This window comes from Paraniabella ginsengisoli (genome assembly GCF_022513635.1).
Lineage (GTDB): Bacteria > Bacteroidota > Bacteroidia > Chitinophagales > Chitinophagaceae > Niabella > Niabella ginsengisoli.
In genome coordinates this window covers 422,320-444,780 of sequence record NZ_JAKWBL010000001.1, presented here as the reverse complement: position 1 = coordinate 444,780, position 22,461 = coordinate 422,320, and the positions used below count along the sequence as shown (strand labels likewise).

The 22,461-nt window shown below is 39.4% G+C and carries 25 protein-coding genes; 6 read left to right on the top strand and 19 right to left on the bottom strand.

The genetic code is table 11. The features are described 5' to 3' along the window. Positions 1-22 precede the first annotated feature (22 nt). The 3 genes from atpB to ruvC form a co-directional block, all read right to left on the bottom strand. A complete protein-coding gene (atpB, locus tag MKP09_RS02485) occupies positions 23-1,159 on the bottom strand; it encodes a F0F1 ATP synthase subunit A (RefSeq protein WP_240826283.1) in 1,137 nt (378 codons plus the stop codon). Positions 1,160-1,229: 70 nt separating this feature from the next. Then, positions 1,230-1,742, bottom strand: a complete 513-nt coding sequence (locus tag MKP09_RS02480; protein WP_262915076.1) for a nucleotidyltransferase — start codon at positions 1,740-1,742, stop codon at positions 1,230-1,232. A 367-nt stretch (positions 1,743-2,109) separates the two neighbouring features. After that, positions 2,110-2,493 (bottom strand): crossover junction endodeoxyribonuclease RuvC, encoded by a 384-nt coding sequence (gene ruvC, locus MKP09_RS02475; protein WP_240826281.1) that lies wholly within the window; start codon positions 2,491-2,493, stop codon positions 2,110-2,112. 157 nt (positions 2,494-2,650) lie between these two features. Between ruvC and MKP09_RS02470 the strand changes: the two genes are divergently transcribed. Both MKP09_RS02470 and MKP09_RS02465 read left to right on the top strand, forming a co-directional pair. Continuing rightward, positions 2,651-3,664 carry a lysylphosphatidylglycerol synthase transmembrane domain-containing protein gene (locus tag MKP09_RS02470; RefSeq protein WP_240826280.1) on the top strand — a complete coding sequence of 338 codons (1,014 nt, stop codon included), beginning with the start codon at positions 2,651-2,653 and terminating at the stop codon, positions 3,662-3,664. Positions 3,665-3,770: 106 nt separating this feature from the next. Then, a complete protein-coding gene (locus MKP09_RS02465) occupies positions 3,771-4,595 on the top strand; it encodes a DUF3108 domain-containing protein (RefSeq protein WP_240826279.1) in 825 nt (274 codons plus the stop codon). Positions 4,596-4,675: 80 nt separating this feature from the next. Here the strand turns inward: MKP09_RS02465 and MKP09_RS02460 are convergent, their stop codons facing one another. Continuing rightward, on the bottom strand, positions 4,676-5,770 hold the full coding sequence (locus MKP09_RS02460; RefSeq protein ID WP_240826278.1) for a His/Gly/Thr/Pro-type tRNA ligase C-terminal domain-containing protein: 1,095 nt from the start codon (positions 5,768-5,770) through the stop codon (positions 4,676-4,678). Continuing rightward, positions 5,749-6,153 carry a class-II aminoacyl-tRNA synthetase family protein gene (locus MKP09_RS28550; RefSeq protein ID WP_240826277.1) on the bottom strand — a complete coding sequence of 135 codons (405 nt, stop codon included), beginning with the start codon at positions 6,151-6,153 and terminating at the stop codon, positions 5,749-5,751. Before MKP09_RS28550 ends, MKP09_RS02460 begins: the two co-directional genes overlap by 22 nt. 268 nt (positions 6,154-6,421) lie before the next feature. Here MKP09_RS28550 and MKP09_RS02450 point away from each other — a divergent pair, with 268 nt between their 5' ends. Then, entirely contained in the window at positions 6,422-7,447 is a 1,026-nt protein-coding gene (locus MKP09_RS02450; protein ID WP_240826276.1) for a hypothetical protein, read from the top strand. 199 nt (positions 7,448-7,646) lie between these two features. Next, on the top strand, positions 7,647-8,987 hold the full coding sequence (locus tag MKP09_RS02445) for an aromatic hydrocarbon degradation protein (RefSeq protein ID WP_240826275.1): 1,341 nt from the start codon (positions 7,647-7,649) through the stop codon (positions 8,985-8,987). A 74-nt stretch (positions 8,988-9,061) separates the two neighbouring features. Here MKP09_RS02445 and MKP09_RS02440 read toward each other — a convergent pair whose 3' ends face one another. The 7 genes from MKP09_RS02440 to MKP09_RS02410 all read right to left on the bottom strand — a co-directional run bounded on the left by MKP09_RS02440 (position 9,062) and on the right by MKP09_RS02410 (position 13,402). Further along, a complete protein-coding gene (locus MKP09_RS02440) occupies positions 9,062-9,475 on the bottom strand; it encodes an OsmC family protein (protein ID WP_240826274.1) in 414 nt (137 codons plus the stop codon). Positions 9,476-9,530: 55 nt separating this feature from the next. After that, a complete protein-coding gene (locus tag MKP09_RS02435) occupies positions 9,531-10,325 on the bottom strand; it encodes a segregation and condensation protein A (RefSeq protein ID WP_240826273.1) in 795 nt (264 codons plus the stop codon). A 93-nt stretch (positions 10,326-10,418) separates the two neighbouring features. Beyond that, positions 10,419-10,799, bottom strand: a complete 381-nt coding sequence (mscL, locus tag MKP09_RS02430) for a large conductance mechanosensitive channel protein MscL (protein ID WP_240826272.1) — start codon at positions 10,797-10,799, stop codon at positions 10,419-10,421. Positions 10,800-10,872: 73 nt separating this feature from the next. After that, positions 10,873-11,616 (bottom strand): PPK2 family polyphosphate kinase, encoded by a 744-nt coding sequence (locus MKP09_RS02425; protein ID WP_240826271.1) that lies wholly within the window; start codon positions 11,614-11,616, stop codon positions 10,873-10,875. An 8-nt stretch (positions 11,617-11,624) separates the two neighbouring features. Continuing rightward, on the bottom strand, positions 11,625-12,188 hold the full coding sequence (frr, locus tag MKP09_RS02420) for a ribosome recycling factor (protein WP_240826270.1): 564 nt from the start codon (positions 12,186-12,188) through the stop codon (positions 11,625-11,627). A gap of 69 nt (positions 12,189-12,257) precedes the next feature. Then, positions 12,258-12,533 (bottom strand): hypothetical protein, encoded by a 276-nt coding sequence (locus MKP09_RS02415; protein WP_240826269.1) that lies wholly within the window; start codon positions 12,531-12,533, stop codon positions 12,258-12,260. Next, complete coding sequence (locus MKP09_RS02410; RefSeq protein ID WP_240826268.1) at positions 12,530-13,402, bottom strand: glycosyltransferase family 4 protein; 873 nt, start codon at positions 13,400-13,402, stop codon at positions 12,530-12,532. Before MKP09_RS02410 ends, MKP09_RS02415 begins: the two co-directional genes overlap by 4 nt. A 146-nt stretch (positions 13,403-13,548) precedes the next feature. Here MKP09_RS02410 and MKP09_RS28545 point away from each other — a divergent pair, with 146 nt between their 5' ends. Both MKP09_RS28545 and MKP09_RS28540 read left to right on the top strand, forming a co-directional pair. Continuing rightward, positions 13,549-13,947, top strand: coding sequence for a thiamine pyrophosphate-binding protein (locus MKP09_RS28545; RefSeq protein ID WP_262915075.1), 399 nt, complete (start codon positions 13,549-13,551; stop codon positions 13,945-13,947). Next, positions 13,944-14,381: a thiamine pyrophosphate-binding protein gene (locus MKP09_RS28540; RefSeq protein WP_262915074.1), complete on the top strand. Its 438-nt coding sequence runs from the start codon at positions 13,944-13,946 to the stop codon at positions 14,379-14,381. Before MKP09_RS28545 ends, MKP09_RS28540 begins: the two co-directional genes overlap by 4 nt. An 83-nt stretch (positions 14,382-14,464) precedes the next feature. On the opposite strand, the gene MKP09_RS02400 is transcribed toward MKP09_RS28540, so the two are convergent. The 7 genes from MKP09_RS02400 to MKP09_RS02370 all read right to left on the bottom strand — a co-directional run bounded on the left by MKP09_RS02400 (position 14,465) and on the right by MKP09_RS02370 (position 22,423). Continuing rightward, complete coding sequence (locus MKP09_RS02400) at positions 14,465-15,157, bottom strand: hypothetical protein (RefSeq protein WP_240826267.1); 693 nt, start codon at positions 15,155-15,157, stop codon at positions 14,465-14,467. Next, complete coding sequence (locus MKP09_RS02395; protein WP_240826266.1) at positions 15,142-15,513, bottom strand: hypothetical protein; 372 nt, start codon at positions 15,511-15,513, stop codon at positions 15,142-15,144. The genes MKP09_RS02400 and MKP09_RS02395 overlap by 16 nt, the downstream gene beginning before the upstream one ends. Positions 15,514-15,546: 33 nt before the next feature. After that, on the bottom strand, positions 15,547-16,323 hold the full coding sequence (locus tag MKP09_RS02390; protein WP_240826265.1) for an EcsC family protein: 777 nt from the start codon (positions 16,321-16,323) through the stop codon (positions 15,547-15,549). Positions 16,324-16,374: 51 nt separating this feature from the next. Further along, the gene (locus MKP09_RS02385; protein WP_317235230.1) at positions 16,375-17,934 is read right to left on the bottom strand and encodes a sodium:solute symporter family transporter; all 1,560 of its coding nucleotides are present in this window, start codon (positions 17,932-17,934) and stop codon (positions 16,375-16,377) included. Between the two features lie 247 nt (positions 17,935-18,181). After that, complete coding sequence (gene araA / locus MKP09_RS02380; RefSeq protein ID WP_240826264.1) at positions 18,182-19,684, bottom strand: L-arabinose isomerase; 1,503 nt, start codon at positions 19,682-19,684, stop codon at positions 18,182-18,184. Between the two features lie 261 nt (positions 19,685-19,945). Further along, positions 19,946-20,644, bottom strand: coding sequence for an L-ribulose-5-phosphate 4-epimerase (locus tag MKP09_RS02375; protein ID WP_240826263.1), 699 nt, complete (start codon positions 20,642-20,644; stop codon positions 19,946-19,948). A 135-nt stretch (positions 20,645-20,779) separates the two neighbouring features. Beyond that, on the bottom strand, positions 20,780-22,423 hold the full coding sequence (locus MKP09_RS02370; protein WP_240826262.1) for a ribulokinase: 1,644 nt from the start codon (positions 22,421-22,423) through the stop codon (positions 20,780-20,782). Positions 22,424-22,461 lie beyond the last annotated feature (38 nt).

Below are 22,461 nucleotides of genomic sequence, written 5' to 3'. Positions count from 1 at the left end.
ATAATTAAAAATAAAAAACTTATTAATGATGCGGATGCACATCTTCTTCATAATGATGATCGCCAATAGCCCCACCGATAAATACAGATGTAAGTACCGTAAATATGTATGCCTGAATGAAAGCAACCAAAATTTCAATAACATAAATAAACACCGCAAATGCTATTGATATAGGACTGAATGCCCAGCCAGCCGTTTTGCTCATTTCGCCAAATATAAAAATAAGGCTTACAAAACTAAGGATGATGATGTGGCCAGCCGTCATGTTGGCGAACAAACGCACGATCAACGCGAAAGGCTTTGTAAATACACCCAACAACTCCACCGGAATCATTAATATTTTTACCGGAAGCGGCACACCAGGAAACCAGAAAATATGTTCCCAATAATGCTTGTTAGTGCTGCACAGAATAACTACTAATGATATAATCCCCATTACTGCAGTGAAAGCAATATTACCGGTAACGTTGGCCGCGCCGGGCAACAAGCCGAAAATATTATTGATCAAAATGAAGAAAAATACGGTAAGCAGATAAGGTAAATATTTTTTGTATTTAGGTCCAAGATTAGGTTTTGCAATATCGTCGCGCACGAAAGTGATTACCGGTTCTACTGCATTTTGAAAACCTTTAGGAGCTGTGGTAACACCTTGCCCGGTTTTGTATTTTTTGGCAATAGATGTCAATATAAGTATCAACACGATCAGCGCCAGCAACATTTGCGCAACGTTTTTAGTAATTGAGAAATCGAACACTTTAACTGACTCGTCAATATTACCAGCCGCATCAACTGCTACGATCTTATCATGCTCTAACTTATAACCATTGTAGGCTTCATGTCCGTGATGAAAATTGGAAGACATGAATGCAGAAAAACCTCTTTGAGGTGAATACACCAAAACAGGTAAAGGCAAGGTTGCGTGAAACTCTGTTCCGTCGCTCTTTTTAAAGTTAAAGAAATGAAATTCATGTGCATCTGCAATGTGATGCAAGATAGCTTCACCCGGATTAAATGCTTCTTCCGCTTCAGCGCTGTGCGCTGCTGTAGCATGTTCTGCATCAGCAGTTTCATGTTGCGCAAGCGCAGATTGCCCAGCAAATACTAAAAAGAGGCTAAAAGCCGCTACAATAAAGGATTTGAAGCCGTTAGAACCCATCATTCAGTGAAATTTGGCGCAAAGATAAGGGGAGTTAGGGAAAGTTGTACCTGGATTTGTAGGATTTTTAAGATTAGCAGGAACCTTTCAACCTTGTCGTCTTTAAACTAATCTTCTTCCTGTATTTTTTTATTTTTTCTAAATAGATCACATCAATTTGGTCTTTCGGCCTGTTGACCGCTCTTTTATTGGCGAGTAAATGATTTATATGTAAAAAAGGTATCTCTACTCCATCAATATCAGCAACCCCAGCCAATTCCAGGCATTTCTCAAACGAAAAACCTTCCAGTCCTTTCATTTCTGTCAAAAGATCAAGCCGATAGCCATTGTTCAGATAAAAATAAGTCCAGCCCGGTACAATTTGCATGTTATTGATCATTGCATAGTTTTCACCGGTATAATCTTCAAACGCTTTGCGAAAATTTTCTCGATTTGCTTTTGTATCCTTTAGCCAGACATCGACATCTTCGGTTGAGCGTTGATAACCATTAAGGTTTGTAGCAACACCGCCAACCATAATGTACTTCACCTTTCTTTTGTTAAGGCAATTCCAAAACTCTAATAATTCAGTATCGAATATATCCATACATTAGGTTAGTTATTGCTTGTATGGCTTATAAGTAATTTTAGCATTTTTAAACATGATATTTCTTTTCATTAGGCATGTCATTACAAGAAAACGCTCTTTGTAACTGCGCTCCAAGGCTGCGCGCAACAAATCATCTTCGGCTTTTTCAAAGAAAACATCTTGCGGCTCATTTACTACAGAAAGCATATCGTCTTCATCAGAAATACTATATTTTTTTCTTCATCCATTTATACATGCAATTTACTGATTTTTGGGCTTGTCTGAACCTGAATTTATGAGATTTTAAGATTAACAGGAAATGTACGGTGTACAATGTTTGATGTACATCCAGAAACTTGTGAACCTGAAACCTGCTCCCCTCACTTCACCCGCTCCGGATTTTTTTAATGAAATCTGCCCATCCCTTCAGGCTGCCAGCTGAAGGAATGGGTGATTGTAACTGGTAATGATGACAGATGGCCACAGCCAAAGCATCGGTCGCATCAAAATATTGAGGTAACTCTGTAAGGTTCATTGTTTGTTGCAACATTTTCCAAACCTGCTCTTTATCGGCATTCCCATTTCCGGTTACGGCCAGCTTCACTTTTTTAGGAGAATATTCAGTGATTGGCAGATTATGGTGCATTGCAGCGGCAATGGCAACTCCCTGCGCTCTTCCCAGCTTAAGCATACTTTGCACATTTTTCCCAAAGAATGGAGCTTCGATAGCAAATTCTGTCGGTTTATACAAAGAAATCAGTTCCGTCACTTTTTGATGTATCAGGTTAAGCCTTTCGTAATTGCTTTTTTAGCAGGCAATTTTAGGCATGCATCTCAAGCAATTGCACTTTTTGCTGATTACACAAAATGATGCCGTAGCCCATAATGATGGTGCCGGGGTCGATGCCTAATATTATTTTGGAAGATTGTTGCAAACAGATACTATTTTTACGCTCAAGGTGAAGGTGAACAAAAATATTAAAATATTCATCAATTATTTTTTAGGACCGCTTTTGTTTATATGGCTGGCCTGGTCTATTTACAAGCAAATTAGCAGTCAGGCGGGGCTTGAAGAGTCGCTTTCCAGCATCAAATCATCGCTTGCCAGTTACAATATTTTTTATTTGATTGCTACGATATTTTTAATGCTTGTAAATTGGAGCCTGGAAGCTTACAAATGGATGCTGGCGGTAAAACGAATTCAGCAAATAAGCTTTGTAAGGGCTTTCAAGGCTATTTTTTCAGGCATTTCATTCTCAATCAGTACTCCAAATTCAATTGGCGAGTATGTAGGCCGGGTATTATACATGAGCGAAGGAAACAGGATAAAAGCGATCTCGCTCACTATCGTTGCCAACATGAGTCAGTTGATCGTAACTTTTTTGATGGGAGTTGTGGCTTTGTTTCTTTTAAAAAATGACCTGATCGCAGCAGGCATTGTAAGCTATGCTTTTGCCAATGCATTTCTTTGGGTCTCTGTCATTATAGTTATTATATTGTTGTTATTTTACTTCCGATTACCATGGTTGGTAAAAATTATTGATAAATTGCCGCAAATCAGTAAGTTCTCGTGGGCCATTGAGGCGGTAGAACATGTGAGTGCAACTTTATTGGTAAAGTTTTTGTCTTTGTCAGTAGTACGTTTTTTGGTTTTTAGCTTGCAGTATTTCCTGCTATTTGAGTTATTTGAGGTAAATGTCACGCCAGTGCAGAGCTGGATGGGAATAAGTGTAATGTTTTTAGTAATGGCTATCATACCAACAATCGCTCTTTTCACAGATTTAGGCTTGAAGAACGAGCTAAGCATTCAACTTATGGGACTGTTTACAGTTAACCACCTGGGTGTCAGCTTAACTTCATTAGCTATATGGTTAATAAACCTGGTATTTCCTGCTTTAATTGGTAGTTTGCTAATATTGGGAATAAAAAATATATTTTAAAAAACAAACATGAACCGGCGTATGAATGATCGTATCGCTGAAAAACCTTCCAAAGCGTTTCTTTTAACACACTAAAATTCGCTAAAGGAAAACTAAAAATGCAAGAATGAAAGCACTTAGATTATCAGTTTTAGCTATTTTTTCGATTGCCGCGATGGCCAATACAAAAATTCCTGTTACCACAGAAACTGACGATATAATACAAAAATGTGGGATCGATAATACTGCGTTCAAGGCAGGAGAAAAAGTGGGATTTGTTGTTTATTATACAGCAGCGAAACTCATCAATGTGACCGCAGGCGCGGGATCTTTTACAACTACGCTTGAAAAGCTGAACGGCAAATCTGTTTACCATGTAGTTGGCGAAGGGCATACACTTCCTTCCTATGAATGGGCTTATAAAGCCAAAGATGTTTATGAAACTTATATGGATGTTGAAACTTTGCTACCACTTAAGTTTGTACGCGATGTAAATGAAGGCGGTTATAAAAAATATCAGAATGTAGGCTTTAACAGAGCAGCGAATACAGCTATCAGCAATGGTGTTTATAAAATTCCAGCGTGTGCGCATGATGTGGTAAGTGCTGTTTTTTGGGCCAGAAACATTGATTACAATAAATTGAAAGTTGGAGATAGAATAGGTATAAAGATTTTTTTAGATAATGAAAATCATGATCTATACGTAAGATATTTAGGCAAAGAAACCATAAGCACCAAATATGGTAAATTCAAAGCCATTAAAATAAGACCTACAACAATAAAAGGAACCATTTTCTCTGGTGATGATCAAATGACAGTTTGGGTTACTGACGATGCAAATAGAGTACCTATACGTATTGAAAGCCCGATCATTGTAGGCAAGGTTCGTATCGACATGACAAGTTTCCAAAACCTCCGCAGTCCAATGACTTCACTTATTAAGAAGTACTAAAGAATACTAATATCTATCGCTAAAAAGTCCGAAAAGGTTTGAAATCTTTTCGGACTTTTTTTTAATCAATTCTCCAATCTTTAATATGCTCTTGCAAAAAGCACTCGTCGTTTAGAAGGCTTTCCTGTTAAAATACATACACCCTCTTCCAAGCCCATATCATCAATGGGTATACAACGTATTGTGGCTTTCGTTTTTTCTTTGATATCGTTTTCAGTTTCAGCAGTTCCGTCCCAATGTGCCAATATAAATCCACCTTTCTCATCTAAAAGTTGTACAAATTCGTCCCAACTATTGGCTTTAGTAATGTGCTCATCGCGGTAAGTTTTAGCCTTCTTAAACATATTATTCTGTATATCCAGCAACAACCCGTCTATATACTGAGAAATGCCGTCTGTGGATATTGTCTCTTTGGTTTTAGTATCTCTGCGCGCTACTTCAATTTGGTTATTGGCCAGATCTCGCGCACCCAAAGTAACTCTTACAGGAACGCCTTTTAGTTCATATTCAGCAAATTTCCACCCCGGGCGATTATTATCACTATCATCATATTTCGCCCTGATCCCCATATTTTTCAGGTTTGCCAGTATCTCATTAGCCTTCGCATCAATAAGTGCTTTTTGCTCTTCGCCTTTATAGATAGGTACAATTGCCACCTGTAAAGGAGCAATTTTGGGAGGAAGAATTAATCCTTCGTCGTCACTATGCGCCATAACCAAAGCACCAACTAATCTCGTACTTACACCCCAGCTCGTGGCCCATACATATTCCTGCTGATTTTCTTTAGTCAAGAATTTAACATCAAATGCTTTGGCAAAATTTTGTCCTAAAAAGTGAGATGTTCCTGCCTGCAACGCTTTCCCATCCTGCATCAACGCTTCAATACAATAAGTATCTACAGCACCTGCAAATCTTTCACTTTCTGATTTAACTCCTTTAATAACAGGGACCGCCATAAATTCTTCAACAAATTCCGCATACACATCCAACATTTTTTTCGCTTCTATTTCTGCTTCTTCCTGAGTTGCATGTGCCGTATGTCCTTCCTGCCATAAAAATTCTGCAGTGCGCAGAAATAACCGGGTACGCATTTCCCATCTTACAACATTTGCCCATTGATTTACCAGAAGCGGTAAGTCTCTGTAGGATTGAATCAATCCTTGTATGTATTCCAAATAATTGTCTCGCTAGTTGGGCGCACAATCAGTTCTTCTTCAAGTTTAGCTTCCGGATCAACGATTACCCCTTTTCCGTCAGGGTCATTTTTTAGGCGGTAATGCGTTACCACTGCACATTCTTTAGCAAAACCCTCTACGTGCGCTGCTTCTTTGCTTAGAAAGCTTTTTGGTATAAAAAGTGGGAAATAGGCATTTACATGCCCCGTGTCTTTAAACATCTTGTCCAGCGCATCTCTCATATTTTCCCAAAGGGCAAATCCGTAAGGCTTAATTACCATGCAGCCCCTAACAGCAGAATAATCTGCCAAACCACCTTTTAATACCAGATCATTATACCATTGTGCATAATCCTGTTGCCTCGATGTAATTTCTTTACTCATAAAATTTATTAGATTCGTTCGAAAGCTAATAAGCTATTTTTTACGTATTTCTAATGCACTTCATTGCTTCTACATATAAATAATACTTACCAACCTTTTTTAACAAAATATGTTGTGAATTAACAGCAATTTGTGCATCCTTTTATAACATTCTTACGTCACAAGTGATATAGGAATATGTATTATTTTTACAACTTGCTGACTAAAGGATCGCAAATGTAAATTTTAAGCCTAATTAAAACAATTATTAAATATATAAATGGCCAAAATGAAGATAAAATCCACAACCCTACTGTTCCTTTTAGGCGTTATGATCGCTTTTGCAAGCTGTTCTACCGCCTATAAAACGGGGCAGACACCGGATGACGTGTACAGTTCACCCGCGCCCACGCAGGAAGAATATGCCAAGATTCAAAAAACAGATGAAAAGCGCTATCGCAGTTACGATGACGATGATGAGGAATATGAAGACTATGACGATCGCTACCTGCGTATGAAAGTGCGTAACCGGGATCGCTGGAGCGAACTTGATAATTGGTATTACTATGGCGACAGGTACAACTTTAGCTATTATAACAACTGGTCTTATTGGAACGATCCGTGGTATTGGAATAACCCATGGAGCCCTGTTAGTTATTGGAATATGTGGTATAATCCATGGTACACGGGATGGTATGGTGGCTGGGGCGGCGGTTTAGGCTGGGGTTGGAATAGCCCCTGGTATGGTGGTGGCTGGTACGCCGGATGGGGCGGATGGTATGGTGGCGGTTTTGGTGGATGGGGTGGTTGGTACGACCCGTGGTATAACGGCTGGTATGGTGGCGGTTGGTACGGTGGAGGCTGGTACGGCGGTGGTGTTATTGGAAGAAATGTAGATTACGGACCCAGAAGAAGCAATCTCGGCAGCTATGGCAGAGGAAACGTAGGTACGGGTACGGCAGCTAGCAGAGGACGTGGCACCACTCCGGGTTATAGAAATAATTCAGGTGTAACTTACAGAAGTACTTATGGCGTTCGTAATAATGCAAGTGTAAATACCGACACCCGCAATTCTGGTTATAGCTCAAGAAGTTCCGGTCGTTATTCTAATAATGGAAGTTATAACCGTTCATATAGATCCAACGAGACGTATAGCAATAACAACAGAAGCGACAATTATTCTTCGCCAAGAACAGAAAGCAGGTCTTATTCCCCACCTGCATCATCTCCTTCCAGAAGTAGTGGTGGTTCTTATGGCGGCGGCGGTGGCGGCAGTCGTAGTGGCGGTGGCGGCAGCAGCGGCAGAAGGTTTTAACTAGTGAATGCTAAAAATGAAATAGAATTTAACCCTTAATCCATTTTATAAAATGAAAAAATTTTCCTGGCTGCAACGTTAATCGCTGCGTATAGTGTTGCTCAGGCTCAAACGCCTGAAGACGCCTTGAGATATTCCTGGCTACAGTCATCAGGTACTGCACGCTCGCAGGCTATTGGTAACGCCAACGGGGCCATCGGTGGAGAAATATCCACTATTTTCGAATCCTGCTAATATCGGCTTTTATAAGACAGGCGATTTTGTAATATCTGGCGGAGCCAATATGTTTAATAATAACCTTACTTATCTTGGTGTTACAGAAAAAGATAATAAAACGAATGGCTTTTTAGGTACAACTGGTTTCGTATTGGGCAAACCCAATTATGGCCAGGGCTCTCTTAAAAGTTCTGCCTTTGGTATCGCCATAAACAGAGTTGCAGATTTTAACAACCGCATGACCTTTACCAATAAAGGTGGACAATTAAGCCGCACATCAATGGCAGATTATTTCATTGAAGATGTTGTGGCAAATAATGGTTTTAATGATTATGGATCGGGATTAGCGTTAGACGCGGGATGGATTGAAGAGGATGGAGACGGCAATCTTTCATCTTCAGCTGTTGATCTTGCCATAGAAAGTGGACTTGAACAAAAACAGGTAATAACAACCAATGGCGGCATTACAGAATTTGCAATAGCAGGTGCCGCTAATCTTAACGAAAAAGTATTTTTAGGTGGTTCTATCGGTATGCCTATACTTAGGTACGGACAAAACAGACAGTACACAGAACAAGATCCGACCACAGATGACAATGGCTTTGATGCAGCTTGGTTTGACGATGATCTGGTAACAAAAGGAGTTGGTATTAATATTAAGGCTGGCGTAGTTTTTAAAGCTACTGAAAATTTAAGATTGGGTTTTGCAGCGCACTCACCTACTTTCTATTCTATGAGCGACAGCTACGTGGCAACTGCCGGTGCTAATCTAGATGATTTTGATGCAGAAGCTTCAAGTAACGAATTGGTTTATGACTACAACCTTAACACGCCTTACAAGTTAATGGGAAGTTTTTCCGTTTTATTTGGCAATGTTAATGATGTTAGCTCGCAAAAAGGGTTTGTTTCTGGCGATGTAGAATACGTGAACTATATGGCATCAAACTTCAGAACAACTTCTGATGATCAAGGGGCCAACAACGGATATTTCCGCGACTTAAACAATGTAATTGACGATGCCTATAAAGGTGCCATAAATGCCCGCTTAGGAACTGAATTAAAGTTTAATGTGCTCGCAGTACGCTTTGGTGGCGCTTATTATGGTAATCCGTATAAAAACTTAGCGGGTGAAAAAGGCGAGTTGGTTCAAGCTACCGGTGGTTTAGGATACAGGAATAAAGGTTTCTTCATTGATCTGGGTTATGTACATTCTTTCCAAAAAGATGTGATATTCCCTTATCGTTTAACTACAGCAGATTTTTACCCAGCAAATATTAAAAGTAACAATTCGAGGATTCTGCTGACGCTTGGTTTCAAGATTTAAGCAATCAAACTTTCATATATGAAAATCCCCACTCTTTGGAATGGGGATTTTTTTATTGCTTGATTAATTATCTATTACGCTAATGCAGCAGTTGAAGTGATTTTTGTATTCAACAACTTACTGATTGGACAGTTTTGTTCCGCATTTTTCACCGCCTCCTGGAATTTCGCATCATCAATATCCGGAATTGTAGCTGTTACGTCTAAGTGGCTTTCAACTATTGCTCCGTCCTGAAAATCGATCGTACACTTAGTGTCGATATTATCTGCGGTAAAGCCTGCTTCGTTCAATACAAAACTTAACTTCATAGTAAAACAACCCGCATGCGCAGCAGCAATCAATTCTTCAGGATTGGTTCCTGGGTTACCATCTTCGAAACGGGTTTTAAAAGAATATTGCGCTCTATCTAAAACACCTGATTGTGTTGAATTAGTTCCTTTGCCCTCTTTACCTGAGCCTTGCCAATTGGCTGTTGCAAAACGTTTCATTTATTTTTATTTTTAGGTTTAGAAATAGAGTGTTTTAGAAACAAAAATCATCCCTTTAATCAAAAGAAGAAACATTGCTTACTTCAATTTCGGGATCCCTGTCTTCGGGTTCAACAAATTCTAAAAGGAAATTATTTTTTCCCTCACCGGTCATGATCTTCAAAAAGCTTTGTTGCACCAGCTCTAATACCGACAAAAACATAAATATTGCCTGCACCCGGTTTTCTGCTATTTCAAATAATTTTTCAAAAGAAATATTCTTTTCTCTTTGAGCCATTTCAACAACCTGGCCACGGCTGGTTTCCATGGTGTAGCTATACTGCACCACAGTATGTACAGGTTTGTTAATCCTGTCACTATATTTTAGCATGGCCTTCTCAAAGGCTTTCATCAATTTAAATAACGACAGCGCCTGTATCTCTGTGCCTTCGCCTGCCTCTTCTCCAACGGTTGATAGTTCTTTTTGAATATTGCCCCGTTTGATCATGAGCATACGCAATGCTTCTTGTTCGGCTAATTGTGCTGCTGCTTCTTTGAATTTTTTATATTCCAATATTTTACTTACCAGTTCTTCCCGAGGATCGATTTCATTTCCTTGTGCATCTATTTCTTTACGAGGAATAAGCATTTTGGCTTTGATGCGCATCAATGTGGAAACAAATAAAATGAACTCGCTGGAAAGTTCAATATTCAAGATGTCCTGGTTATGGATATAATCCAGAAAATCATTGGTTATTTCAGTGATCGGGATGTTATAAATATCCAATTCATCCCTTTCTATAAAGAAAAGTAAAAGATCAAAAGGACCTTCAAATTGGGAAAGTTTGATCTGATAAGTAGAATTTGTCACTATTTAATTTTTGTTCTAAATAAATAAAAGTCCTGCACAAAAGCAGGACCATACAAACGTACATAATTTTATAGAAGACGGCCAGAAAAGATATTAAGGCTTATTTTTCAACTCGTCTCTTATCTCAATTAATAATTTATCGGTAGAAGATGGTGCAGCGGGAGTTGCCTCTTCCTTCTTTTTCATGCTATTTATCATTCTCACAATAACGAATAAAGCAAATGCAATAATAATAAAGGAGATCACCTGAGAAAGAAAATTACCATATTTTATAGCTGTGCCTGGTATTACCAGTTCGTTTAAATTTTTCAGATTAGCCTTTTCCAATGCTGGCGTTAATATGGCTGGTGTAATAATATCCTCAACTAAAGATGTGACTATTTTGCCAAATGCGCCACCAATAACTACAGCAATAGCCAAATCAACTACATTACCTTTAATAGCAAATTGCTTAAATTCTTTTAAAAATCCCATAATTAAAGTTTTATTAGTTTAAAAACAAATATAGAAAGGAATAATAATGCCAGAAATGAGCTTTTTCTAACTTTTATGTCAATGTTGGAAATTTCATCTTTAACGCCTTAAGCTTCTCTAGTATGGTTAGTGAAATAATATACTCTTTATACCAATTCTGATCGGCCGGTACAATTTTCCATTCGGGCTTGTTGCAATGCTTAAAACAGTCTTCGTAATATTTATAGTACTTATCCCTTTGCTTCGCTTCTTCAAAATCCTTTTGATTGTATTTCCACATCTTTGCAGGATTTGTCATCCTTTCTTTTAGCCGTTCCTGCTGTTCATTAGCCGACACATGCAAATAGAACTTTAGTATAACCGTGTTATTATGAACCTGTAGCAACTCTTCGAAAGCATTGATTGCCGCAAACCGTTGTTTAGCTTTTTTATCGCTGCAGTTACCATATACCCTTGTTACTAAAACATCTTCATAATGCGAGCGATTGAACACCTGCATACTTCCTTTGGATGGCACATGTTGATGAACCCTCCACAAAAAATCATGCGCGGCTTCCTCTTCGGTCGGCACCTTGAAAGAGTTTACACTAACTCCTTGTGGATTTAATTTACCGAATACATTTTTGATTGCACCATCTTTACCGCTTGCATCCAGACCTTGTAAAATAACAAGAACGGAATGTTTTCTTTCAGCATAAAGTAAATTTTGCAGACCGTCAAGTTCTTTCAGTATTTTTCTGGTTTGCTCTTTACAATCTTCTTTCAATACCGTTTCCGGAGCCATTGTATCAATATCTGAAAGCTTGTAAAAAGCCATAGCAAAAATTAAATTGACATAATTTCCTTTTCCTTCGCGGCTAGATGCTTTTCTATAAAAGCAATGTAATTGTCTGTAAGTTGTTGTACACTTGCTTCTGCATCTTTAGAGGCGTCTTCACTCAATCCATCTTTTTGTAACTTCTTAATGGCTTCAATAGCATCTCTCCTGCCACTTCTAACGCCCACTTTTGAATTTTCACCTTCGCCCTGACTTCTCTTTACTAACTCCTTTCTTCTTTCTTCGGTTAATGGAGGTAAAAATAGCCTGATGTTTACGCCATCGTTCTGAGGGTTGATACCAATGTTTGCTGCAATAATGGCTCGTTCTATGGGTTGCAGCATATTTTTTTCCCACGGTTGTATGTTCAGCGTACGGGCATCCATAACGGTAACATTTCCAACCTGGCTAATAGGAACCGGAGATCCGTAATAGTCCACAACAATGCCATCGACAATTTGTGGAGTAGCTTTACCGGCGCGAATTTTTGCCAGTTCGGACTCTAAATGGCTAATGGCTCTCTTCATACTTTCTTCTGAAGCCGCGACTATCTTATCAATTTGATCTTGCATACATTATATTTTGAGGTGCGGCAAAACTAATAAAATGCGTGAAGATTTAGAAGCCTCGCAATATAATAATTAGCCTTGTATTTTTTCTGCAGGGATATGTTGCTTTGTGTTCAGGTCAATAACCTTTGAGTTTGCTTTTCTGTTCTGCAAATTTGTAATAATCTGACGCTGGATGACAAGCCTGCGTTTTGGCAGTGTAGCATACAAAATACCGATAATAGAAAATGATAAAGCAAAAGCAATAATTAACAGCACAGTATTACCCAGGCTTCTGGCAAAGTACACACCTCCAATCATTAAAACATTTGCAGAAACACATACCAGGGTTACTGTAGAATGACTCAAGCCTTTATCAATAAGAATATGATGAATATGATTTCTATCAGGTGAAAAGGAGAGCGCCCTTTTAATATTCTAATAGAAAACACTCGGATGGTGTCGACGAGGGGAATTAATAATAAAGATATACCTATTGCAGCAGCAGAGCTGATAGGCAGTATGGCCGTAGAGTTACCTGCAACGCTAATAAATTTAAGCACCAATATAGATGCTACCATTCCAATTGTAAGCGAACCCGAATCGCCCATAAATATTTTAGCCGGATGGAAATTAAAGATCAGGAACGCTGCTAAAGCGGCAGAAAGAGAAAATGAAAAAGCGGCATATCCCACCAAGCCAGATAACGAGAAATAGGTACCCAAAAGTAAAGTCATCATAATCCCCAGTCCACCGGCAAGGCCATCAATACCATCAATAAGATTATATGCATTAACTACAAGTATTATGGCTATATAGGTTAAAGGAATTCCATACATTGGATCTAAAGCTTCAATTCCTAAAATTCCATATAAGCTATCAATTTTCAAACCACCCAAATGAATAATAATTCCGGCGGCCAATATTTGGACAATAAATTTTTTGAATGCGGACAGCGCAATAATATCATCCTTCAACCCAATAAAAAACATAATAAATAATGCCGCAAAAAAATACTGGAACTCAGGTTGTAGTTGGAAATTAATACTTAATAAACACGAAAAAACAAAAGCGATGAACACCCCTACCCCACCAAGGGATGCAATGGTGTGCTTGTGAAGCTTTCGTTCGTCAGGAACATCAAAAAGCTTTTTCTTTTCTGCTATTTGAATAATAACAGGAATTGCCAAGAATGCAACTACAAATGAAATTATAGCTGTTACAAATATCTGAAGCATTCGATAAGGTTAAGGTAATACAAAAGTAGACATTCCGTCCTTAAAAACAACTTTCGAGCCGCATTTTATATTTTATCATTATGTAAACATTATTTCAACCTTATATAAAAAAACCCCATTTTTGCAACTCATTAAAAACTGAAACGATGGCAACATTGCAGGAAATAGCTTCTCAGGTAAGAAGAGATATAGTAAGAATGGTACATGGCGCTCAAAGCGGTCACCCCGGTGGTTCTTTAGGCTGCGCCGATTTCTTGACCGCACTTTATTTTAAAGTGATGGAACATGACCCCTCGTTTAACATGGAAGGCAAAAACGAAAATGTTTTCTTTTTATCAAATGGTCATATTTCTCCTGTATTTTATTCAGTATTAGCGCGTTCGGGATACTTTGACATCAAGGAACTCGCTACTTTCAGAAAAATCAACAGCCGCCTCCAGGGCCATCCTGCCACACACGAACACCTGCCTGGTATTAGAGTGGCCAGCGGTTCTTTAGGCCAAGGAATGAGTGTGGCGATAGGCGCAGCATTGTCTAAAAAATGAATGGAGATAGTAAACTTGTTTATTCCCTACACGGTGATGGCGAACTTAATGAAGGTCAAATATGGGAAGCCGTAATGTTTGCAGCTCATCATAAAGTTGATAATTTGATCTCAACAGTGGATTGGAACGGCCAGCAAATAGACGGACCCACAGATAAGGTGCTGAATATGGGTAATCTGCACGAAAAATTTGAAGCTTTTGGATGGCATGTGCTGGAAATGAACGGTAATGATATGGATGATGTAATTGCTGGACTAGACAAAGCTAAAGCAGCTTCAGGAAAAGGAAAGCCTGTTGCAATTATGATGCATACTGCTATGGGTAAAGGTGTTGATTTTATGGAAGGCACACACGAATGGCACGGCATTGCCCCGAACGATGAACAATTGGCTAAAGCATTGGAGCAATTGCCTGAAACATTAGGCGACTATTAACTTCAAGCAAAATAACTAAAACTTAAAAACCTGAAAGTACTTCTTTCAGGTTTTTAAGTTTCTGCATATACCAAGAATTTTTCTTATTGATACTGAATATACATGGGAATGGGTTTAAACTTCATCAATTCTGAAGGAGTAAATAACCCTTTCGAGTTGCCTTTCAAATCATTTTTATAAAATATTTTAAACCCGGCAAACTGAATAGGTTGCTCATAAACATACCGTTTCCAGGTCCCAGCTTTTAATTCCTTTCCACCCCAACCATCCATATCAATTACAACCTGTACTTCAGGAACTTTTTTAATTGCTTTATAATTTTGCACCATATCGTTTGTAAACCTGTGTATGACCAATATCTTGGGAGGCAAATTATTCTTACGCACAATTTCTGCGAGAAAATTGATAGTGTAATTAATATCATCTGCATTAAAACTGCCTATAACCGTTCCTGGCTTTTGACCACCTTTCATTGAGAATTCAGGGTCAACTCCTAAATGGAAGTCAGGAGATTCAAGATATTTAGTAAGTCTTGGAAGTTCATCCTGTAAACTGCTAAGTCCCACCTGCACATCAATAAAAGCAAGTCCATCTATTTCTTTTGCCCATTTTTGGATCGTATCAATTTGATGAAACGGCATCCGAAGGCGATACTTCCCATCTGAACCAGGAGCGCTTTGCGCTGTCACTGCTATATAATGAAGAGCGGGTACCACGGGTGTTTCAGGATCGGCTTCCTCCCATTTTTCAATTTCGCCATTTAATTTACGCAGCATTTCTTTTTAGGAAGTTCACCCAAAATGCCCATCCCTTTCGAATACAGGTTTCCATAATAGGCTACAATTCGCTTGAATGGCAGCAAAGCGCCTTCCACCGGATAAGGCGCTTTTACAGGCCACCTGCCTGAGCTATCGCCATTAGCCATCCATTTCATCTTTTTGTTAAACTCTGAAGTGTCTATTCCGGTTGTTTCCACAATTGTATCGGCGGCTACTACTGGCGTGCTGTCTTTATTAAGAGAATCGTTATATACTACAGATGTGTCGGTATTCTCATTACTGTCCGACGGTGTATTATTGCAACTCAGGGCCAATATTATCAGCCCGATAAAAAACAAAATTGTTGATTTCATTTAAGTGGTTTAGAAAAGTAAATAAACATTTTTTCAATTATTATATTCGTGGCTTTTCAATAGGCGCATCCTGTAAGCATTCATAGCTGTGGTACCCAACTTTTTTATAAGGCTGTAGTTGGCGATGATACCGACCGGAGCGCCGATTACCGGAAGCAACTGCGCCATTTTTGCGAGGTCGATGTAATCTCGATATTCCTGTTGGAATTTGCGCCAGTCAAACTGGTTGATATCTGATGGAAGCGTTTCAGAAATATGTTCCCAATCAGCAATTTTTTGGTAAACACTTTTACTATGTACCCTGCTTGAGAAAGCAAGTTCAAAAATATGGAGCAGGTAAATTCGCTCTTTATAGTCATTCAAATCAAATCCGTAAGCAGAAGCAATTTCGTATAACAACTTCAATTTTAAAGTAATTAATAAAGGGAAATCAGCCAGTCCTAAAAAGAAACCGCCAGCGCCAGTGATCCCTCCCTCTATTGCTGCCGTGCTCCGATAAAATTTAATTTTTTCTTTTACAATAAGCTCTCGTTCAAACAAAGACAGATCTTTCAATGGTTTAGTGGTCGTGTATTTTGCGCCAAACAATACGCCTCTGATCATTTGTTTTATTACTGTTGTAATAGCCGTATGTACCTTTTCTGGTATATATGAATTGATCTTGTCCTGCGTTTTCTTTGACAGCCTACCAAGAATTCCTGGATTCTTAGTCATCTTGAATTGCCATTTGCGCAATTCATTGCCAGCAAAAACTTCGTAGGTATTCATATCCTTCATACGTTCAAAAACTATACCTGCTATTACAGCCAAAAAAATGGCCAGAAAATGTATTCTGGCCGTTATATAAAATATTATAAGTTATTACCAAAATCTGACGTAGATAGCAGTAATTATAAGTAAAGTAATTACAATCAGGAACAGTGTCCTCGGATCCACTTTAAACATGCTCTTGTCAATCGCAAACGATTTTGGATTTATTTTCGGACCGGCAAGGCTCATCGCAATCATAACGGCAACGGTGATTACAAAAGACCAACCCATATTGATCAGGAATGGTATCTCTGTTATTGTATGAACAACACCTTTTTCTAATTTCTCATAAGTAAATGCCGTGTACATCCAGGTTTCCTTTCCAAAAATATCAACCGCATAGCTATTGAAAAATATGGCCAAAACAAAGCCAAGTATCACCCCTACCAGTGCGGCAGCACCAGTTGTGCGTTTCCAGAACATTCCCAGCAGGAACATTGCAAATACACCCGGACTAATAAACCCGGTATATTTTTGAATAAATGTAAAACCACCTTCACCACCAATACCCAAAGCATCAGTCCATGTAAATGCCAATGCAACTAGCATTGCTATTATAATTGCCCATCTTCCGGTTCTCACCATTTGAATTTCAGTAGCGTCAGATTTAAGATATTTCTTATATATGTCTAACGTATAGATGGTGGAAATACTATTTACTTTTCCTGCTAAAGAGGCAACAATAGCAGCAGTAAGTGCAGCAACAGCTAATCCCTTTAATCCAACTGGTAAAAAACCTAAGACCGCAGAATAGGCGCCATCTTTTACTCCGCTAAACCCAGGTAATTGCCCTTTCGTATATAAAACATACGCAGCTATACCCGGAAGCATTACTATTATTGGCATAAATAATTTCAAAAACCCTGCGAATAATATACCGGTACGTGCAGTCTTTAAATCAGCACCCAAAGCACGTTGTGTAATATACTGGTTACATCCCCAATAGTTCAGGTTCACAATCCACTGGCCGGCAAAATACATTGCCAAACCCGGAAGTACCACATATTTCTGTACGTCTAAGTTTTCCGGCATTGCTAAAGTTGTTGTTGTCACTGCAGGTTTATCCAGCATCAGATTAAAATGCCCAGGTGCTTCATTCAATAATGTTTTGAAACCCGCAATAGCACTTCCTATAGCTGCACCGTTAATGCGTTGGTCAACAATCTGCAACGCCATATATACCGTTGCAAAACCACCAATAATAAGTACGGCAACCTGAATTACATCCGTATAACCAATTACCTTCATACCTCCTAATCCAATCAATAAAGCCATGATTAAAAGGACAATCATAATTATGTGCAGATAACCTCCACCGAGCAACGTGTCAATAGCAAGTGCGCCCAAATATAAAATCGAAGTAAGGTTTACAATGACATAAAGAAACAACCAGAATATCGCCATTATAAGCGATACGGACTTATTATACCGAGTTTCGAGAAACTGTGGCATGGTGTATATCTTGTTCTTCAAATAGACGGGTATAAACCAGATAGCAACAATAATAAGCGCGACGGCAGCGATCCACTCATAAGCGGCAACGGCAATACCAACGAAAAAACCCTCACCGCTCATTCCAATAAACTGCTCAGCAGAAATATTAGAAGCGATAAGCGATGCCCCGATAGCCCACCAGGTTAACGAACCTTCAGCAAGAAAATAATCGTGCGAAGCCGAAACCGTGGTTTTTTCTTACGCATGTAAACCCAATAACCGTAAGATGCAACAAGAATGAAATAGGTGAAAAATACTACATAATCAAGCGTACCCAAATTACTACTCATAATGACAGCAATTGAAAATTTGTTAAAAAGTTCGCTAATATAATTAATAAATTAATCGCAAAAGAGAAAAACTTTTAAGATCTGTTTAATTGATAATACACATCGCTCCATCGCAACTCATTTTTAAAATTGTACAGCTCAGTATTTTTACTGATGAGTGTAAACTCAATTCCTGCCATATCTGCGAAATCTTCCAGATGTTCCGAAGTCAGATTTTGCGAATAACCTGTATGATGTGCACCGCCAGCCAATATCCAGGCCGCACAGCCTGTATTCATATCAGGATAAGGTTTCCAAAGCACACGAGCAACAGGAAGTTTGGGCAAATCGTTTTGAGCATCTACGGCTTCCACTTCGTTCACCAACAAACGGAAACGATTACCCATGTCAACAACAGAAGCATTTAATGCCGGACCGCCGGTCGCGTTAAACACAAGCCTTACCGGGTCTTCTTTTCCGCCAATTCCTAAAGCATGAATTTCTACATTGGCTTTACCATTTGCAATACTTGGACAGATCTCCAGCATGTGCGAGCCTAATACCAAAGAATTATTCGGATCGAAATGATAGGTGTAATCTTCCATAAAACTATTGCCACCAGGCAAACCTGCGCCCATAACTTTCATGGCACGTACCAAAGCAGCCGTTTTCCAATCGCCTTCGCCAGCGAAGCCGTAACCCGCGGCCATCATACGTTGCGAACCAATGCCGGGCAATTGTTTCATGCCGTGCAGATCTTCAAACGTATCGCTGTATCCTTTATAATTACCGTCTTCTAAAAAATGTTTTAACCCTAATTCTATTTTAGCCGCATCAATCAACGATTGGTATTGAGGGCCTCGTTGGTGCAAGCTTTCCATCACATTATAAGTCTCAAAATATTCAGCAATCAAATCATTCACTTCTTTATCACTTACATCATTGATCACTTTTACAAGGTCTCCAATACCATGCGTATTTACGCTATATCCAAAACGAAGTTCCGCTTCTACCTTATCGCCATCCGTAACAGCAACGTAACGCATGTTATCGCCAAAACGTACAAAACGCGCGCCTTGCCAGTCGTGCCAGCCAGCCGCAGCCCTTGTCCACACTGCAATACGCTCAATCGCATTATCATCTTGCCAATGTCCAACCACCACTTTTCTGCGTTTACGCATGCGGCTTACCATAAAACCAAATTCCCTGTCGCCATGTGCCGATTGATTGGTGTTCATAAAGTCCATATCAATAGAACCCCACGGAATATCGCGGTTATATTGCGTATGAAAATGCAGCAAAGGTTTGTGCAAAATCTTCAATCCATTGATCCACATTTTAGCTGGAGAAAAAGTATGCATCCAGGTGATCACGCCAATACAATCCTTGCTGTGATTGGCTTCTGCACAAAAGTTATAAATCTCTTCGGTCGATTTCAAGGTGCCTTTATAAATAACGGTAACCGGAATGGCGCTGTGCGCATTGATATAAGCAGCAATTTCTTTTGAATGCTCAGCTACTTCTATTAAAGTTTGCTCCCCGTAAAGGTTTTGGCTACCTGTTGCAAACCAAACCTCAAGTTTTTTTAACTCAATCATGAAAATATTTTTATTTTTTATGTTATCAACTTATGAATATTACTCATCGATATTGCCACGCTCGCTTGTGCTTATGAATAAATATGATCCTACATATTCGCCGTTAACCGGAAGCTACGCATCCGGCTATTTATATTTGACACCACGGTTTAAACCGTGGGCTAAAATTCAGACGTCGGCCAACCAGTTCTACAGATCTCCGAGGTTTTTGAAAACCTCGGAGATTTAAACCTGTCAACTGTCATCTACCCTCTGTCAACTTCATGTCTGCCCATAATAACTATCCGGTCCGTGTTTACGTTCATAATGTTTATCTTTAAGAGCCTGCTTTAACCGAGGCGCTTGCGGATTGATTTGTTCAGTAAGCAATGCCATTTTAGCCACCTGCTCCAATACCGCGCTGTTATGAACTGCTTTTGCGGCATTCTTTCCCCATGTAAATGGCGCATGATTGCCTACCAATACCATTTCCACTTCTTTATAATCAAGTCCCTTTTCTTTAAAGCAATTTATGATTTGAAAACCTGTTTCATACTCATAATTTCCTTTAATCATTTCATCGCTCATGGGTGGTGCGCAGGGAATATCAACCGTGTTATAATCAGCATGTGTTGTTCCAAAAATGGGTATATCTCTTTGCGATTGCGCCCAGGCGGTTGCATAAGTTGAATGTGTATGTACAATGCCATTGATGTCTTCCCAATGTTTGTACAAAACAGCATGAGTTTTTGTATCAGAAGAAGGATTTAAAGCACCTTCCACCGTGTTGCCATCAAAATCTACAATTACCATTTTTTCGGGAGAAAGATCATCATAAGCCACGCCGCTGGGTTTAATGGCAAACAAACCTTTGCTTCTGTCGGCCTCGCTAACATTGCCGAAAGTAAATAATACCAACCCTAATTTGGGTAATTGCATATTGGCTTCGTAAGCTGCTTCGCGTATGTATTTATAGTTCATTGTTTATAGTGAATAGTGAGTTGTCAATAATGAATAGTTAGTGGTCAATCGCACGTATAACAAATATGTTGATGCTTACTTAATGATTATAGCTCCAGCTTTGCTTTTTTGGTCAGACCCGGCTCTCATTATTCACTACTGACCATTGACTTCTAAATATTTGCCAAATGCCTCATACTTCTTCATACGCTTTGCATAATACTCCACATTTTCTGGCTTGGGATGATATTCTGCATCAAAGCCTTGTCCCATCGCATTCATAGCTTCTTCCACATTTGCATAAATGCCTGCCGCCGTTGCCGCGAACATAGCCGCCCCGGTAGCACAGGTTTGTTCGGAGCGATGAATTTTTATTGGCATATTCATAACATCGGCCATCACCTGCATTACATAAGGCGCTTTACGAGCCACACCGCCAACGCCTATCAAACCCTTTACGGTTACGCCTTCGCGATTGAAACGATCGACAATAGCACGTGCGCCAAAACAACTGGCTTCTACCAGTGCTTTAAAAATAGCAGGCGCATCGCTGCCAAGGTTCAGGCCGGAAATGGCTCCTTTTAATAACTGGCTCGCATCCGGTGTGCGACGCCCATTCAGCCAGTCAACCGCCAACTCGTCTTCGTCATGCAAAGGAAGCTTAGCGGCTTCTTCAGAAAGCTTTGCAATTATTTTTGATTCGATAGATTTTCGTTGTTCTTCATTATCTAAAAATTGCAAAGGCCATGCTAATAAGTTTTTAAACCAAGCATAAATATCGCCGAAAGCGCTCTGACCCGCTTCTAATCCCATCATTCCGGGAATAACAGAACCTGGAACCTGGCCGCAAATACCGCGTACCAGCTTATCACCGACTTCATTAATCGGCGCTACCAACATGTCGCAAGTGGAAGTGCCCATTACTTTGCTTAAAAAATACGGCTCAATTTGTCCGCCAACGGCACCCATGTGCGCATCAAAAGCGCCGATGCCAATAACGACATTGGTATTTAAACCTAATTTATCGGCCCATTCTTTTGAAAGATTTCCAGCCGCCTGATCAGCAGGATATGTTTCGTTCGGAAGTTTGGAAGTAAATCCATCTAATAGCGGATCAAGCGAAGCGAAAAAATCATTGGGCGGAAAACCATCAAATTCTTTTGCCCAAAGACCTTTATGTCCGGCCGAACAAACACCGCGCTTTAGCGCTTTCACATCGTTTCCGCCGGTTAATAAAAATGGGATCCAGTCGCAATGCTCTACCCAACTGGCTGTGGCCTTTCTCACCTTTTCATCTTCACGAAAAACATGCAGCAGTTTCGCCCAAAACCATTCGCTTGAATAAATGCCGCCTACATATTGCAGGTAATTGGTTTCAAATTTGGTAGCGTGTTTATTAATTTCGTCAGCTTCTTTTATAGAAGTATGATCTTTCCACAACACAAACATGGCGTTGGGATTTTCAGAAAATTCAGCATTCAATGCCAGCGGAGTTCCTGTTGTATCAACAGCAACAGGTGTAGAACCGGTCGTGTCAACTGAAATTCCTTTTATGTTTTTGGCTACATCTGCATCAGCTTTTGCAATGCAATCTTTTATGGTTAATTCCAAACCTTCTATATAGTCCAACGGATGCTGACGAAAACGGTTAGCGGCTGCATCGCAGTACAGGACTTGCTTCCAGCGTGGATATTCAAAAACTGAAGCAGCAATTTCGATCCCATTTCTGGCATTTATTATAACTGATCTTACAGAATCTGAACCATAATCAACACCTATTACATAAACATCTTTTGACATGGCAGCCATTTTTTGCCAGCTAAAATATGAAATAATTG

Bases quoted from the DNA above. Each gene is read 5' to 3' on its own strand.
- MKP09_RS02395 (WP_240826266.1), bottom strand. From the start codon at position 15,513: ATGAAATCAACAATTTTGTTTTTTATCGGGCTGATAATATTGGCCCTG.
- MKP09_RS28545 (WP_262915075.1), top strand. From the start codon at position 13,549: ATGGCAACATTGCAGGAAATAGCTTCTCAGGTAAGAAGAGATATAGTA.
- MKP09_RS02465 (WP_240826279.1), top strand. From the start codon at position 3,771: ATGAAAGCACTTAGATTATCAGTTTTAGCTATTTTTTCGATTGCCGCG.
- MKP09_RS28540 (WP_262915074.1), top strand. From the start codon at position 13,944: ATGAATGGAGATAGTAAACTTGTTTATTCCCTACACGGTGATGGCGAA.
- mscL (WP_240826272.1), bottom strand. From the start codon at position 10,799: ATGGGATTTTTAAAAGAATTTAAGCAATTTGCTATTAAAGGTAATGTA.
- MKP09_RS02480 (WP_262915076.1), bottom strand. From the start codon at position 1,742: ATGGATATATTCGATACTGAATTATTAGAGTTTTGGAATTGCCTTAAC.
- MKP09_RS02410 (WP_240826268.1), bottom strand. From the start codon at position 13,402: ATGCTTCAGATATTTGTAACAGCTATAATTTCATTTGTAGTTGCATTC.
- MKP09_RS02375 (WP_240826263.1), bottom strand. From the start codon at position 20,644: ATGAACTATAAATACATACGCGAAGCAGCTTACGAAGCCAATATGCAA.
- MKP09_RS02450 (WP_240826276.1), top strand. From the start codon at position 6,422: ATGAAGATAAAATCCACAACCCTACTGTTCCTTTTAGGCGTTATGATC.
- atpB (WP_240826283.1), bottom strand. From the start codon at position 1,159: ATGATGGGTTCTAACGGCTTCAAATCCTTTATTGTAGCGGCTTTTAGC.
- MKP09_RS02400 (WP_240826267.1), bottom strand. From the start codon at position 15,157: ATGCTGCGTAAATTAAATGGCGAAATTGAAAAATGGGAGGAAGCCGAT.
- MKP09_RS02425 (WP_240826271.1), bottom strand. From the start codon at position 11,616: ATGGCTTTTTACAAGCTTTCAGATATTGATACAATGGCTCCGGAAACG.
- MKP09_RS28550 (WP_240826277.1), bottom strand. From the start codon at position 6,153: ATGAGTAAAGAAATTACATCGAGGCAACAGGATTATGCACAATGGTAT.
- araA (WP_240826264.1), bottom strand. From the start codon at position 19,684: ATGATTGAGTTAAAAAAACTTGAGGTTTGGTTTGCAACAGGTAGCCAA.
- frr (WP_240826270.1), bottom strand. From the start codon at position 12,188: ATGCAAGATCAAATTGATAAGATAGTCGCGGCTTCAGAAGAAAGTATG.
- MKP09_RS02370 (WP_240826262.1), bottom strand. From the start codon at position 22,423: ATGTCAAAAGATGTTTATGTAATAGGTGTTGATTATGGTTCAGATTCT.
- MKP09_RS02440 (WP_240826274.1), bottom strand. From the start codon at position 9,475: ATGAAACGTTTTGCAACAGCCAATTGGCAAGGCTCAGGTAAAGAGGGC.